General features: G+C 62.2%; 11 protein-coding genes and 2 pseudogenes. 7 read left to right on the forward strand and 6 right to left on the reverse strand.

Features of this window, described 5'->3' with window-relative positions; all coding sequences use genetic code 11:
* The 7 genes and pseudogenes from U9R81_RS16755 to solA form a co-directional block, all read left to right on the forward strand.
* Window positions 1–228, forward strand: a pseudogene (locus tag U9R81_RS16755) (transposase); the annotation flags it as partial.
* Window positions 229–263: 35 nt separating this feature from the next.
* Window positions 264–2021, forward strand: coding sequence for a M61 family metallopeptidase (locus U9R81_RS16760; protein ID WP_322496567.1), 1758 nt, complete (start codon window positions 264–266; stop codon window positions 2019–2021).
* A gap of 76 nt (window positions 2022–2097) precedes the next feature.
* Window positions 2098–2787 (forward strand): ribose-5-phosphate isomerase RpiA, encoded by a 690-nt coding sequence (gene rpiA, locus U9R81_RS16765; RefSeq protein ID WP_322496568.1) that lies wholly within the window; start codon window positions 2098–2100, stop codon window positions 2785–2787.
* 255 nt (window positions 2788–3042) lie between these two features.
* Window positions 3043–3714, forward strand: coding sequence for a ribulose-phosphate 3-epimerase (gene rpe, locus U9R81_RS16770; RefSeq protein ID WP_322496569.1), 672 nt, complete (start codon window positions 3043–3045; stop codon window positions 3712–3714).
* A gap of 54 nt (window positions 3715–3768) precedes the next feature.
* Window positions 3769–4749, forward strand: a complete 981-nt coding sequence (gene glk, locus U9R81_RS16775) for a glucokinase (RefSeq protein WP_322496570.1) — start codon at window positions 3769–3771, stop codon at window positions 4747–4749.
* Between the two features lie 60 nt (window positions 4750–4809).
* Window positions 4810–5529, forward strand: coding sequence for an NUDIX hydrolase (locus U9R81_RS16780; RefSeq protein WP_322496571.1), 720 nt, complete (start codon window positions 4810–4812; stop codon window positions 5527–5529).
* Between the two features lie 96 nt (window positions 5530–5625).
* A complete protein-coding gene (gene solA / locus U9R81_RS16785) occupies window positions 5626–6783 on the forward strand; it encodes an N-methyl-L-tryptophan oxidase (protein WP_322496572.1) in 1158 nt (385 codons plus the stop codon).
* Between the two features lie 255 nt (window positions 6784–7038).
* Here solA and U9R81_RS16790 read toward each other — a convergent pair whose 3' ends face one another.
* From U9R81_RS16790 to U9R81_RS16815, 6 genes and pseudogenes are all read right to left on the reverse strand, one after another.
* Window positions 7039–7419: a DUF393 domain-containing protein gene (locus tag U9R81_RS16790; protein WP_322496573.1), complete on the reverse strand. Its 381-nt coding sequence runs from the start codon at window positions 7417–7419 to the stop codon at window positions 7039–7041.
* A gap of 224 nt (window positions 7420–7643) precedes the next feature.
* A complete protein-coding gene (locus U9R81_RS16795) occupies window positions 7644–8690 on the reverse strand; it encodes a serine hydrolase domain-containing protein (protein ID WP_322496574.1) in 1047 nt (348 codons plus the stop codon).
* Between the two features lie 11 nt (window positions 8691–8701).
* A complete protein-coding gene (locus U9R81_RS16800) occupies window positions 8702–11230 on the reverse strand; it encodes a VWA domain-containing protein (protein ID WP_322496575.1) in 2529 nt (842 codons plus the stop codon).
* Entirely contained in the window at window positions 11227–13074 is a 1848-nt protein-coding gene (locus tag U9R81_RS16805) for a VWA domain-containing protein (protein ID WP_322496576.1), read from the reverse strand. The genes U9R81_RS16800 and U9R81_RS16805 overlap by 4 nt, the downstream gene beginning before the upstream one ends.
* A gap of 550 nt (window positions 13075–13624) precedes the next feature.
* Window positions 13625–14545, reverse strand: coding sequence for a DUF58 domain-containing protein (locus tag U9R81_RS16810; protein WP_322496577.1), 921 nt, complete (start codon window positions 14543–14545; stop codon window positions 13625–13627).
* Window positions 14517–14803: pseudogene (locus tag U9R81_RS16815) on the reverse strand (hypothetical protein); the annotation flags it as partial. The gene U9R81_RS16810 and the pseudogene U9R81_RS16815, both read right to left, overlap by 29 nt.

Genomic DNA, 14803 nt, shown 5'->3' on the forward strand with positions numbered 1-14803 from the left:
ATGCGTCGCCCCTACTGCGGCCCCCAACCCCATTCCGTTGGCGCCATCGTTGGTTCGTTCAAATCTGCCGTAACCCGTCACATCAATGCGTTGAACCGCACCCCCGGCATCACGGTTTGGCAACGGAATTATTATGAACGTATTATCTGCTTGGAACAGGCGCTCAACCGCATCTGTAACTGCATTGTGGCCAATCCGTGCCGTTGGCAACGCGACCGCTATCTATAACGACGCGGAAATGGCACTGTTTTTGAGGAACGATCATGATTACCTACACCGTCTCAATGCCGGCCCCTCATTCCCATCTGTTTCATGTGCGGATCGAGATTACGCGCGCCGAAACCGGCGATGTACAGTTGTCATTGCCAGCGTGGACTCCCGGATCGTACATGATCCGCGAATTTGCTCGTCACGTGCAAGAATTTCAGGCCGCTGACGGCGAGGGGCAAACGTTGCCGTGGCGTAAAGTTCGTAAAGATGGTTGGTTGGTGGCGGCAGGCCCGGCGACGCGCGTGGTGGTCTCGTATAAGGTCTATGCGTTTGATCTGACGGTGCGCACCAGCCATCTTGATGGCACGCACGGCTATTTCAACGGCGCGAACGTCTTGATGTACGTTCATGGCCATACCCGTGAACCGCTGACCCTGCATGTTGATCCGCCAGCCGGTTGGTTGGTGACGACCGGTTTGGCGCCGCTGCCATCTGATCCCGCTTACCCGCACCGTGCTTCGTTTCAGGCCGTCGATTACGATGAGCTGGTGGATTGCCCGGTTGAGTGCGGCGCCCACCGGCTGTTGTCATTCACGGTTGATGGCGTGCCGCACCGGATTGCGATCTGGGGACGCGGGAACGAAGATGAAGCGCGCTTGCTTGCCGATACGCAGCGAATCGTCGAGGTGCAGCGGGCGATGTTTGGTGGGTTGCCGTACCGCGATTACACCTTCATTCTCCATCTGACCGATGGCCGCGGTGGCGGGCTTGAACATCGCAACAGCGCAACCAACATGGTTGATCGCTGGACGTTCGCCGATCAGTATGAACGCTATCTGAGCCTGACCTCGCACGAGCTGTTCCATGTGTGGAATGTGAAGCGGTTGCGACCAGCGCTGCTTGGCCCGTTTGATTATCAAAACGAGAACTATACCCGCCTGCTCTGGTTGATGGAGGGAGCGACCAGCTATTACGATGATCTGCTGCTGGTGCGAGCCGGCCTGATGAGCGAAGAGCGGTATCTGCAAAAATTGGCCGATGAGATTGTGCAATTGCAGAGCCAACCCGGTCGCCGTCTGCAAAGTCTAGAGCAGAGCAGTTTTGATGCGTGGATCAAGTTCTACCGGCCTGACGAAAACAGCATCAATACCAGCATCTCGTACTATCTAAAGGGGGCGCTGGTCTGCTGGATCTTTGATATGGCGATCCGCGCGCGCACCAATGGCGAGCGGAGCTTCGATGATGTGATGCGCTACCTCTACCAACGTTACCCGATTGAGGGGCCGGGTATTCCCGAAGAGGGAGCGGTACTGGCGGCCATCGAGGCGATCGGCGGCGCTGATGGTGGCCTGCGCGAGCTGTACGAGCGATATGTGACCGGGGTTGAAGAACTCGACTATGCGGCGGCGCTGGCCGTGGCGGGCCTTGAACCTCGTTGGCAGCACCGGCGTCCGCGGCCAGACGGGCAACCGCCGGCGTGGTTGGGGGTCAATTGGCGGAAGCAAGGCGAACGCACGCTGGTGGCTGCGGTGCGGAGTGACGGCCCGGCATACGAGGCGGGGGTGTACGCCGGTGACGAACTGATCGCGATTGACGGCTGGCGGGTGAATGAAGAGCGGCTCAACCAGCGCCTGCTCGAACGGCGACCCGGCGATACGGTGCGGTTGACGCTCTTCCGTGGCGATGCGTTGATCGAGGTGCCGGTGACATTGGCCGTCGCGCCGTATGATATGCTATCGCTGGCGCCGGTGGCGGCGCCAACGGCGCAGCAAGTGCAAATGCGGGCCGCGTGGTTGGGGCGAATCGTGTAGGTACAAGTGCAATGGATGGCGTGCGGCAGTCTCACTGCCGCTTTGAGCAAGAACCGTTTGACAGCAAGGTGCGACAATGACTTCCGTCGAAACCCTGAAAGCAATGGCGGCGGCGGCGGCGGTTGCACTCGTGCAGCCGGGGATGGTGGTAGGGTTGGGGTTCGGCAGCACAGCGGCGCATGCCACGCGCCTGATCGGCGAGCGATTGGCTAGTGGCGCTTTGCGTGATATTGTGGGAGTGCCGTGCGCCGAAGGGACGGCGACGCTGGCCCACGAGATGGGCATCCCGCTCACCACGCTTGATGAGGTGAATGCGGTCGATCTGGCGATTGACGGCGCTGATGAGGTTGATCCGCAGATGGCACTGATCAAGGGCGGCGGCGGCGCGTTGCTGCGCGAGAAGATGGTGGCGCAGGCCAGCCGCCGGGTGGCGATTATCGTTGATGAAAGCAAGCTTTCGCCGGCGCTGGGTACGCGCTTTTATCTCCCGATTGAGGTGGTTGATTTTGGTTATCGGGCAACGGCGCGCTGGCTTGAAGCGCAAGGCGGCAGGGTGCGCCTCCGTGTGCGCACCGATGGCCAACCCTTTCGCACCGATCAAGGCAACCTGATCCTCGATTGGGCCTGCGGCCCGATTGCTGACCCGGCGGCGCTGGCGGCGCGGCTGGCAGCACGGGCCGGCATCGTCGAGCACGGTCTGTTTGTCGGCTTGGCGACCGATCTCTTTGTCGCCGGCGTCTCAGGCGTGCGCCATCTCACGCGCTAAGATGCGGTACAATAGCGCGGTACTGTAGCGACGTACGATGGCGCTCTCGCGTTCTAGCACTAAATGGCAGCTTGGTTCCTTTCAGATGGGTTATCACGCTCGAAGGGGGATTACCGTGCCGCTTTGCGGCATCTCACCGTGACAGAAGCTAGGAAAGAGTGCGCGAACTGCGTTGGTGGTGTCTCTATTGCGCTATTGGGATGGTAACGTACTGCTACAAAGCCGTTGGTCTTGTGAATACGTTGGATGTATTGTATGCGGTTGGCGCCTTCAATTCTCACCGCTGATTTTACCCGCTTGGGTGAACAAATTGCTGCGGCCTGTGACGCAGGCATTGATTGGATCCACCTCGATGTGATGGATGGCCGGTTTGTGCCGAATATTAGCTTCGGCCCGCTGGTAGTACGCGCCTTGCGCCCGCTGGCCGATCGCTACGGCGCGATGCTCGATGCGCATCTGATGATCGTCGAGCCAGAGCGGTATGTGGCTGATTTTGCTGCTGCCGGAGCCGACCTGATCACGGTTCACGCCGAAGCTACGCCGCATGTGCATCGAGCCGTGCAGATGATCCACGATCTGGGCAAGAAGGCGGGTGTAGCCATTAATCCGGCGACGCCGCTCAGCATGATCGAAGAGATGATCGATCAAGTTGAGCTGATCTTGCTCATGACGGTGAATCCCGGTTTTGGCGGCCAAACCCTGATTCCCCCGATGTTGGGCAAAGTGCAACGCTTGGCCGCGCTGGTAGGTGATCGGCCAGTCGAGATTATGGTTGACGGCGGGGTGCATCCATCGACGATTGCCGCCTGTGCCGCTGCTGGTGCGACCGTGGCTGTGGTTGGTTCGGCAGTGTTTGGCCCGCAGCCGATCCCTGACGCCATTGCCGCCTTGCGCGCCGCGCTGGTCGAAGCGCCGCCGGTGCGCTAAAAACCGCTCGCTTGTTGTTGTGACCGTTATACTCAATTCGTTTACAGGTGATGTATGTATCTAGCCGGCGACATTGGCGGCACCAAAACCATCCTTGCCTTGTTCGATCAATCTGCCGGGCCGCACCATCCGCTGGTCGAACAAACCTTTCCCAGCGCGCGCTATCCGAGTCTGCGTGCGATTATTGCCGAGTTTCTGGCCCAACACCCGGCGGCGATCACCGGCGCCGCTTTTGGCGTCGCCGGCCCCGTGGTGGCCGGCCGGGCCAGCATTACCAATCTCACGTGGACGATTGATGCTGCCGAGGTGAGCAGTGCATTGGGAGGCGTGCCAGTGCGCTTGCTCAACGACCTTGAGGCGATCGCGCAGGCGGTGCCGATCCTTGAGCCCGACGATCTCGCGACCCTCACTCCCGGCGCACCGGTAGCCGGCGGCGCGATTGGCGTGATCGCACCGGGCACCGGCTTGGGAGAGGCATTCTTGACGTGGGATGGCGCTCGTTACCGTCCGCACCCCTCTGAAGGCGGGCATACAACCTTTGCGCCCCGCAATCAGGTGGAAAAAGACTTGCTCGATTATCTCCACCAACGCTTCAACCACGTCAGCTACGAGCGCGTCTGTTCGGGGATCGGCATCCCGAATCTGTATGCCTTCGTGCGCGATCGGCTACTCCAGCGTGAGACACCGGTAGTTGCCGAACAACTGGCCGCAGCGGTTGATCCGACACCGATTATTGTGCAAGCGGGGATGGCAACCGAAGGGATGTGTCTAGTGGCGCGCACGGCACTTGAGTTATTTGTGGATATTCTCGCCGCCGAAGCCGGTAATCTGGCGCTGAAGGTGTTGGCGACTGGCGGGGTGTATATCGGCGGCGGCTTGCCGCCACGGGTGCTCTCGTTGATCCGACGCGAACGCTTCTTACAGATCTTCCGCGATAAAGGTCGCTTTAGCGACTTGCTGGCCCACGTGCCGGTGCATGTCATCCTTGAGCCAAAAGCCGGCTTGCTTGGCGCAGCAGCCGCAGCGATGACTTGACATGGTGGTTATTTTAGTGTATAAATAACACTAAATTATAACCGGAAGAGAGGCTCGATCATGCAGGATGAACGCCCAGCTCTCTACGATGTCAGCAAGTACCAGTTACCGGCAGTAACGGTTGATGTCGTCATCTTCAGCTTGATCAATCGCACCTTGCATGTGTTATTGGTGCAACGCAAGCGCTGGCCATTCGAGGGGCGCTGGGCGATTCCGGGAGGGTTCATCCGGCTCGATGAGTCGTTGGAAGAGGCGGCGCGACGCGAGCTCGAAGAAGAGACCGGGGTGCGCGATGTGTACCTCGAACAACTGTATACCTTCGGCGATGTGCAACGCGATCCGCGTCACCGTGTAATCAGTGTCGCCTACATCGCACTAGTGCGTGCCGATGCTCAGAAGATCCGCGCTAGCGACGAAAACAGCGACGTGCGTTGGTTCCCGGTTGATCAGGTACCGGCCCCGCTGGCCTTCGATCATGACCAGATTCTGGCTTATGCCCGCTCGCGCTTGCGCTCGAAGCTCGAATATACGACGCTAGCGTTTCAATTATTGCCCGAACTCTTCTCGATCCTTGAATTAAAGCACATTTACGAGCAAATTCTGGGTGAGAAGCTCGATAAAGGCAACTTCTACCGCAAAATCAAAGAGGCCGGCATCCTCGAAGAAACTCCCTATATGCGCGAGGGGCGCGGTCGCCCGACCCGCCTGTGGCGCTTCCGCCGCGATCGGCCCGGCGACAAACAGTTTGTCTTTCGCTGGCGCGAAGACCGCCGCGAGTAAGCTGGCTCGCTAGGTTGGCTCGCTATGATACCCCCTGTAACGCAAGGTGGTATGATTCAAATAGACAACTAGCAGCTCCGCGAAGCGAGGCGCGTTATGCGTATGCTCGAAGTGTTGATTGTAGGCGGCGGGGTGATGGGCGCGGCGACAGCGTATGCGCTCGCCCGGCGCGGACGGCGGGTGCTGCTGCTCGAACAGTTTGCCATCGGGCATGCGCGCGGGAGTTCGCACGGGTTGTCGCGTTTGATCAGCTATGCCTATCCCCAACCGCACTACACGCAACTGGCCATCGCTTCCCGGCAGGCATGGTCTGATCTCGAAGCCGATGCTGGCCAACGCCTGCTCATCAAGGCTGGGGCGCTCGATCTTGGCCTAGCCGACCTGCCACATCTGCGAGCATGTGCCGCTAATTTGGCAGCTGCCGGGGTGACGTTCGAGCAGGTATCGGCGCCTGAACTGCGCGCGCGCTTTCCCCAGCTCTCGATCTCTGATCAGATCATGGGCTTGTACCAGCCTGATGGCGGGGTGTTGCCGGCTTCGCGCTGTGTGGCGACATTCATAGAACAGGCGCGCCGTTATGGCGCTGCCATTGCAGTGGGGGTGCAGGTCGATCGGATTGTGCCGGATGGGGCAGGTATCCGGGTTGATGCTGCCGGCGCGACCTATCGTGCGCAGCGGGTGGTGATTGCAGCCGGCTCGTATACGCCGGTGCTGCTGCGCAGTCTCGGCGTATCATTCCCATTGCTTGTCACCCGCGAGCAAACCGCCTGTTTTCTGCCTCGTGATCGGGCGTTGAGCAAACTGGGCTATCTGCCGGTGGTGATCGATCACGACAATGGCACTGAACCACCGCTTGTCTGTTTCCCCGATCTCGGAGAAGGGGTGAAGGCCGTGCGCCACGGTGTTGGCTCGCTGGTGCATAACCCCTACGAACCGCCGCCACTCCCCGATCCGGCTGAGAACGAACGGATCGCGCGCCGGCTCGAACAGACGCTGCCCGGCTTTGCGACCCGGCTGGTACGCGCCGAGACGTGTCGCTATACCCATACGCCTGATGGCGACTTCCTGATTGATCGCCATCCCGAATATAGCCAAATCATTATTGCCGTTCCCTGCGCCGGCCACGGCTTTAAGTTCGCCCCGTTAATCGGCGAGATTGTCGCCGATCTGGCCCTGCAAGGCACAACGCAGTACGATATTGCCCCGTTTCGGTTCGACCGGCTCCGCAAGCGGTATCCGGTAGAATTGGCGTAAGCGGCTATATGTCAGTGCGAGGGCGCGGAGCGCCCGCAGCAATCTCTCCGTTGCCCCACCCCAACCCTCTCCCGCTGGGGGAGGGAGTCGGGCAAGACATCTGATGGCGACCCCGGCCCTTCAGGGCCGGGCTAGATTGCGAAGCCCGCTGCGCGGGCTGCTGACTCTCATCCCCCCCGGCCCTTCTCCCACCTGACGGCGGGAGAAGGGCCGGGGGTGAGGGTAAAACGGCGCATTCCGAGGTCATCAACCGTTCTATGCCCGCCGGCACGATCCGTCGTCGCAGGCGGGGTTGCCGCCAAAAAGGTAGCGGTTGCGGGCGACAAAGTCGTAGATTGGCCCAGCCACCATCAGCGCGCCGGGCAATCGCATCAGTTCACCCAACCCGCGCAACGCCGGCAGCCGCAACAAAAGTTCGCGCACTGCTTCAGCTCCGCGGTAAATTGTCCCGTCTGGCCCGATGACGTGCAGTTGCCCCATCGCTTCCTCGTGGCTGATCTGCGGAAACCGCTCGCGGGCAGCCGGGCTGTTAGCGTCAAGCAATTCAATTTGGCGCTGCTCGTCATACGCCGCGACCCATTCGGCTTGTTGGCGGCATATCCGGCAGTTGCCATCGTAGAGCATAGTATAGGGCATGCGGGCAATCCTTTCCGCTTAATATGGCACAATGGCCGTCACCACCAGCGCTAGTACGAGGATGCCGATGATCACCGCGCTCAAGATGCGAAACCATTGTTGGGAGCGTTTGCGGCTCATCTCAATGCCTCCGTGTGCGATGTTGCAAGGCTCTGCTTGTATTATATCAATTCTGCGATCCATAGATATGTGCGGCAGGTTGACTGCCGCACTCCATACGAGAGCTAGCTGGTGATCGCTTGCAAGACCGCTTGCGTGACAGCCGCCACTACCGCATGGTGCCGGTAGGGCGGCGGGGTGCGGCGCGGGTAGGTGCGGTTGCATAACACGACAATGGCGAGTTGTTCATCCGGGATCCCAACCATGATTGGGCCAGTAAACCCGCTATGACCAAATCCGGTCGCGATGGCCGGCCCCAGATATGGTCGCCGGAGCATCCAGCCCAAGCCGCTGACCGGTTGCCCGGCACGTTCGGTTTGCGGTGTTAGCGCGGCGCGCGCCGTTTCTGCGCGCAAAAGTTGCAGGCTCTCCCATGCCCCTTCGCACAGGAAGAGTTGTACAAGGCGCAGCGTTTCGCTAGCAACGCCAAACATGCCGGCATGGCCGGCGACGCCGCCGAGCGCGCAGGCGCTCTCGTCGTGGGTGACGCCATGGACGAGACCGCCGCGCCATGCCTCGTCCCATTCGGTAGGGGCAATGCGTGGTTGCCATTCCACCGGCGGGCGGAAACGAGTCGCTTCCATACCCAGCGGTGCGCAGACCAGCTCGCTGATCGCTTGGTCGAGCGGGCCGCCATAAATCCTTGCCACTAGCTCGCCAAGCAGGAAGGTGTTGAGGTTGGCGTATTCGGTTACGCTGCCGGGCGGGTGTTTGGGTGTCGCCGTATACACCGCTTGCCGGATCGCATAGGCGCCGGCGCGGGCCAGCGGCGCCATTTGCACGGCCAACCCGCTCTGATGGCTGAGCAAGTGGCGTACAGTGATGCCGCCAGCCTGTAGCTCCGGCAGCCAGTGTTGCGCGGGCCGGTCAAGTGGCAGCATTCCGGTATCGTGCAAGCGCAGCGCCGCGGTCGTGGTGAAGACTTTGGTCAGTGAGGCGAGATCGTAGATGGTATCAAGAGTCACCGGCCTCGTGCCGGGATCGTCGTACATCGTCGTGCCGTAGGCAGCGGCGTGGATGAGGCGATCATCCTGTGTGACCAAAACGACCGCGCCGGGGAAGATGCGTTCGTGAATAGCAGTTGTGATGATGGTGTCGATAGCTGGGATCATAGCAAAACTTATCATAACGCGAACCGATTCCGCCGTAGCGCAATTTCCACGAGCCAGAGCGCCAAGGCGAGGCTGGCCAGCAGCGGCCAGAGTGAGGTGACGGTGGATGGCATAGGCAGCGTAGAGGTCTCTGCTAGCGCCGGTTCTAGACTGCCGCCGGTGATGGCGGCGATCTGTTGCAAGAGGACTTCCCCCTGCGCTGGATCGGTAAGCGCATATTCAGCCGGGGGCGACAACACATAGCCGATGCTGCGCTGCAGCGTCTGCCCGCCGGCGAATAAGGCAACGGTGATCTGATACGGCCCGGTTGTGGTCAAGGCCAGTTCACGCGCATACGTGCCCGGCGCTATCTGCGCCAAACTGACACTCTGTTCGCTGCCGTCGGGCAAGGTGACGCGCGCGCTGGCTTGCGCCAAATCGATCGGCGACCCTCCCGCGGTCTGCGCTGCAACCACCAGCCGCGCGCCGGCAGCCGTTGGTTCCACCCGCACCTGCAACGGCCCACTATCGGGTGTGGGCAGGGTATAGCGCACGATCTGGCTCCAGAACCGATCGTATTCAGGCCATCCCGGCCAATTCGCGGCCCACGGCGCCGCGGCGCTTGCCGTCCATGCCACACTGCGGCCCAAGCCGTATTGCCAGACCGCCAGCAATGGATCGTCTGCCGGGCTTTCGAGTACGATAGTGGCTTCAGGACGCGGTTGCAGCGCGATGTAGCCATCAAGGTTCGGCAGCGCGCGCGGATCGAGGTTGCGCACCAACGGATGCGGTTGCTTGAGCAACACCGGTACCGGTTGTTCCACCGTGAGTTCAGCGCTGGCAATTTCGCTCTCTTGCAGCGTGATGCGCGGCAAGTCGGCGGCTTCAGCCACAAAATAGTAGCGTCCATTGCCCCACTGCGCCAATTGTTCAAGCAGCTCGGTGTCAGAGTCAAGCCCAATCGCGATGGTGGAAAGGGTGATCTGCGCGGCGCGAGCGGTCTCGATCAATTGCTGATAGCGCAGATAGTTATTAAAGTAACTGCGTCCGTCGGTTAACAAGACGGCATGGCGCGCGCTGTGCGGCTCGGCAGCTAATGCCGGCAGCCCAACTGCCAGTGACCGTTCGATGTTGGTGCCGCCACCGAGCGGCATAGTCGCGATCTGCATTTGCAAGGCAGCAACGTTAGCGCCTTCACCCACCGTTTGGAATGGCACTGTCCACAAGGTGTCGGTATCGAAGGCCAGCACCCCGATCCGATCATCCGGTTGTAGCGCGGTGAGGGCAAGGATGGCCGCTTCTTTGGCCATGTCAAATTTGCTCACGCCAAACGCGGCGCTCATGCTGGCCGAGCGGTCGATGATTAGCAAGAGCGATACCGGCGCACGTTGCGGGCGCGGCGGCGGCTTCATCGCCAGCGGCAGCGCCTCGGCCAGCGGTGTCTCGGTGTAGCCGCCGAGAGTGAACGACTGGTTGCCGCCGAGCACCGTCAGCCCTTTGCCTTCGCTGCGCACGATTTCGCGCAAGGCTACCATCTGCTCGAACGACAACTGGTTGGCCGGCACATCCACCAGCACGATGCCGTCATAGGCGGCGAGCTGGTCGAGGTTTGCCGGCAACGCGGCTGCCGGCAGGCGTTCCACGAGCATACCCGACTGGCGCAGGGTTGCGGCGAGTATGGCGCCGCCATCGCGATAGCCTTCTACCAGTAGGATGGTTGGCGGCGGCATCACCAGCGCCGTTGCCGCCGCAGTGTTGTTGGCGGTGAAGGTGTCGTTGCCCGCCGGGATCACTTCCGCGCGGAGACGCACGACTCCCGGTTCGCCGGCGGTATGGGTGGTGGTGAACTGGTGCTGATCGGGTGGAATAAAGATGGGTTCTTCGCCGAGCAGTTGCTCATCGACCCATACCCGCAGCCGGGCAGGCAGCGGTTCGGCGCTGTGCAGAGCGCGGTAGGCGGTCGTGATTGCGATCTCAAACACCTCACCGCTGCGGAGCAATGCCGGCAGGTCGAGCCGGGTGATCGCAACTTCCGGTATGTTGGGTGGGGCGACGTAACGCACATCGATTTGGATACCGGCCTGCGCAGCGCGGTGCGCTTCAGCCAAGACATTGCCACTGGTATGCTGGCCGTCACTGATCACAATCACTCTGCCGCCGGCGGGCAACAGTTGGCGCGCCATCCGTAACGCGGCGGCGAGATCGCTGCCGGCGCTATCGGGCAACCGATCACCGCCAGCCACCACATTGGCGCCAAACGCTAGCAAGCGCGTGGCCGGGCCGGCGGCATTGGCGATAGCTTGCGCCTCGGCGCGGATGGCTGCCTGCCCCTCCGCCGTGAGGCTCGCCGATTGATCGTAGAGCACAAGGAGCGGGCCGGTTGCCGGCGCTCCCGGTTGCTGCCAGATCGGATCGGCCAGTGCGGTGATCAGTAAGGCGACAATCAGCATTCTGATCCCGACCACCGGCCACGGTAAGCGCCGGCCTGCCCGCCGCCAGATCAACACCAATGCCGGTAACGCTAGTAAGAGCCAGAATAGATGAGGAGATTGCCAGATCATCGCGCCTCCGCTTGGGGCCGGCGTTGGATGTACAGCCATTCGCCAATCAAAACGATGATCGCGGCAATGATCAGCCACGACCACAGCGGTTGCGGTGTCGCGGCGCGGGTGACCGGCGTCTGCGCCGGCGCTGCGCCGATAGCGGCGCTGACAAAGCGCGGCGTTGGATCAGCTTCGCCGATGGCGCCGGCATTCACCGGGAGCTGCGTTTCACGCAAGAGTTGTTCGCCGGCCCACTCTTGCACACGGTAGACTCCGGCTTGGCTTGGCTCGATAGTGGCCGGAATGGCTGGCTGCAAAGCGATTGTCGTTCGGTTGCCGCTGGGGTCAATCACAGCCAATTGCGTTGCCCGAATATCGGCTTGGTAAACCAACGGCGCGCCGAGTGTCACTGCTGCCGGCGCGGGAGGCGGGGTCAGATCGCGCACGGTGCGGGCAACCAGCAGCGGAAAGGCTAACCGCGTTGTGAGGGGATTGTTTGAGAGATCGAAGTTCCATACCGCTACCTCGCTGCGCTCGAATCTCCCGCGTAAGATCAATGGAATGCCGTCACTAAGCGCAAGCGGGGTTAACCATGCCGGCTGCTCGATTGCGGCAATGCGCCCCCAAGCGATCCCACCTAGATTGATATCGCGTAACAATGCTTCACCGGCAGGGGTGATGGTGAGTGTCGTTCCGGCAGGAGTTGGGCCGTTGTTGGGGAGTAACTCGCCAACCGGGGGATTGATGATCAGCATCGCTCCTGCGAGCCAGCGTCGCGGTTGCGTGTTCACAAAGATCGTGAGATCGGCAGCGGGATCAGGCACAAACGCCGCCGGATCAACAGTAGTCAGCCGCACTTCCGGTATCGCCTGCAAGGCCCGCACCAACGCCGGTGCGTCGTCGGCAACCAGCACGACGTTGATCGGGCGCTGGCCGCTAACATTCACCACCGCCGCATCGTCGAGCGGCAAGCCATCGTTGCCGTTCAATGCCAACCGGATCTGTTGCGCCGGGCCGGGTAATGTCCATGCCAATTCCAAGGCTGCGTCGGGGCGAATGTTCACCGGTTCAATGCGGCTGAGCCGTTCGTCAACCAGCAACCGCACATTGCCGCGGAACGGTTGATTGCCATGGTTCGCCAGTCGGGCGTAGACATACACCGCACCGGCGTTGCCTGCTCGCGCAGCGAGGGTGACGACAGCGCGGTTCGGTTGAGCCGTCCCGAGTACTTCGATCTGAAGCGGCAGTCGCAAAGTGGTGAGATCGGGTTGCGGTACAGCGCCGTCGGTCAACCAGACCACCCGCGCGCCGGGTTGGTCGAGCAAGAACGTTTCGGCGATGGTCAGCGCGCCGGTGACATCACTGCCGGCGCCTTCGACCGTAATCTGCTCGACCGCCGCTAATAAACGGGCCGCATCGGCACTACTGCCGCGGTCAATCAGGCGCGCTTGCGGCCCGGCGCTGATCAGCACGACCTGATCGGCGCCGCGCATCTGCCTGATGAATGTTGCGGCGCGCTGGCGCGCGCGTTCGAGCCGGGTATTGCCGCCTTCGCGCAGGGCCATACTGGTCGAGGTGTCGATCAAGATCGCGGTCGCGCGCACTGAACCCAGCCACGGCAAGGGGAATTGGGGTTGGGCCAAGGCTAACCCGATCAGCAACGCTGCCAGCAGGTGCAGCGCCAGCAACAATGTCCACCGCAGCCGCCGGCGCCGGCGGGCCGCCGGACGAGGCGGGATCTGTTGCCAGATCAAGAGCGAAGGCACGACTGTGCGCCGCCGGCGCGCTTGCCACAGGTGCAGTATAACGATCACCGGCAGCGCCAGTAGGGCGAGTAATCCTAGCGGGGCCAGTATTGTCATAGGGTTCCTGAGATCAATATGGTATTGCTAGTCACCTCTTGTCATTGCGCGCCGCCGGACGGCGGCGAAGCCATCTCCCGCGAGCACGGAACGCACCCGCTCAGCGTTCGTCCGCGCCTCAGTAGGAGATTGCTTCGCTCTGCTGCGCTCGCAATGACAGCGGTTGATGGCTGTGCGAGGGGCCAGGTCACCCTCACCCCCGCCCCCTCTCCCGCATTGCGGGAGAGGGGCGCTGTTGCCTTCCGCGCGAGCAGTGCCTGTCCCTCCCAAGCGGCGGTTCCCCCGCTCCCGCCGTGCGGTGGGAGCGGGGGCCGGGGTGAGGGCCAGCAGCCCGCGTAGCGGGCTTCGTAACCATAGCCCGGCCCTTTAGGGCCGGGTGGCGGACAGCTGTTCTGTCCGCCCTTGAACCCAGCGGGAGAGGGGGAGCGCCTCCACTCTCCATTTGTCATTGCGCGCCGCCGGACGGCGGCGAGGCCATGACAACAACCGCACACCCGCTCCCCGCTGCAGGGTATCCCCCTCTCCCGGAGGGAGAGGGGCCAGCGCCTCTCTACCCCAAAAACCGGCGCATCCGCAAGAACGGGATGATTTGCCGTTCGAGCGGCCAATTCACCATCACTGGCGCGTAGGCGATCCCGCTGGCGGCGCAACGTTGGGCCAGTGCGGCTCGCCATGCTTGCGCCGCTGCCCGGTACGACGCCAGCGTCTCGTCGTCGAGATCGAGCGCCAGCCGTTCACCGGTCTCGCTATCGACCAGCTCGAGCGGGCCGTGCAGGTTGGGCGCAACTTCGGCCGGGCTAAGCAGGTGCAGCGCTATGACTTGCCAGCGCGGGGCCGGTAAATACTGAGCAATTGTCTCGATCGGCATGGGGGTTAAGAGATCGGAAATCACCACCGCCAACCCGCCTTGTGGCCGCCGCTGCGCCACTTGCTGCGCCGCCTGCGCTAAATCGGTCTGGTGGCCCGGCGCCAGCGCGCGCAGGCTGCGAAACAAGCCCACTGCCAACGCTTTGCCGCGGGCCGGCCCAAAGACCGGCGTCGCTGGCGCGCCGGCTACGACCGTGACTTGATCGCCGTGCGCCAGCGCCAGATACCCGATCGCGCCGGCTAGTTGGATTGCCAACCGCAGCCGGTCCGGTTCGCCCGTCACCATGCTGCGCGACGTGTCAACCAGCACCCTCACCGCCACCTCTTGCTCGATTTCGCCTAGCCGCACCAGCAGGTGTTCTTGGCGGGCGTAGGCATGCCAATCGAGATAACGCAGGTCGTCGCCATGTACGTAGGGCCGATGGTCGTTGAAAATGGTGGCTGGCATCTGCTGGCGGCTGGGGTGTTGGCCTACGATCGGCGTGCCGCGTAGCGTGCGCTGCGCTTGCAGACTCAGCCGTTCGAGCCGGCGCAAGAAGGCTTCGTCAAACAGGGGCGGTTCGGTTGTGGCTGGTTTACGGCGAAAAATAGTTGCGAACCACATCACGTACATCCGTGGGAATGCGCAGCGGATCGTCGGCGGCTTGCACGGGGCCGCCGGCGGCGCCGCCGCTCGACCGGATCAACAATCCACCCGATTGGTTGCTGCCGGGTTGGCCTGTGCTCGGCCCCTCAGCCGGCACTTGGCCGGTTCCGTTCGTCTCAAGCTCAAATGGTCTGCCATCTGCGCCTGACGGGCTAAACGCTTGCTCGCGGCGCTGGCTGCCGGGAGCATTGCCGGCCCCGCCGCCGCCGCCATCAG

Origin of the sequence: Chloroflexus sp., assembly GCF_034435895.1 — a bacterium.
Lineage (GTDB): Bacteria > Chloroflexota > Chloroflexia > Chloroflexales > Chloroflexaceae > Chloroflexus.

Coding starts and splice junctions, on each gene's coding strand:
- glk (WP_322496570.1), top strand. CDS start 3,769: ATGTATCTAGCCGGCGACATTGGCGGCACCAAAACCATCCTTGCCTTG.
- U9R81_RS16790 (WP_322496573.1), bottom strand. CDS start 7,419: ATGCCCTATACTATGCTCTACGATGGCAACTGCCGGATATGCCGCCAA.
- U9R81_RS16780 (WP_322496571.1), top strand. CDS start 4,810: ATGCAGGATGAACGCCCAGCTCTCTACGATGTCAGCAAGTACCAGTTA.
- U9R81_RS16810 (WP_322496577.1), bottom strand. CDS start 14,545: ATGTGGTTCGCAACTATTTTTCGCCGTAAACCAGCCACAACCGAACCG.
- U9R81_RS16800 (WP_322496575.1), bottom strand. CDS start 11,230: ATGATCTGGCAATCTCCTCATCTATTCTGGCTCTTACTAGCGTTACCG.
- U9R81_RS16795 (WP_322496574.1), bottom strand. CDS start 8,690: ATGATCCCAGCTATCGACACCATCATCACAACTGCTATTCACGAACGC.
- solA (WP_322496572.1), top strand. CDS start 5,626: ATGCGTATGCTCGAAGTGTTGATTGTAGGCGGCGGGGTGATGGGCGCG.
- U9R81_RS16805 (WP_322496576.1), bottom strand. CDS start 13,074: ATGACAATACTGGCCCCGCTAGGATTACTCGCCCTACTGGCGCTGCCG.
- rpiA (WP_322496568.1), top strand. CDS start 2,098: ATGACTTCCGTCGAAACCCTGAAAGCAATGGCGGCGGCGGCGGCGGTT.
- rpe (WP_322496569.1), top strand. CDS start 3,043: ATGCGGTTGGCGCCTTCAATTCTCACCGCTGATTTTACCCGCTTGGGT.
- U9R81_RS16760 (WP_322496567.1), top strand. CDS start 264: ATGATTACCTACACCGTCTCAATGCCGGCCCCTCATTCCCATCTGTTT.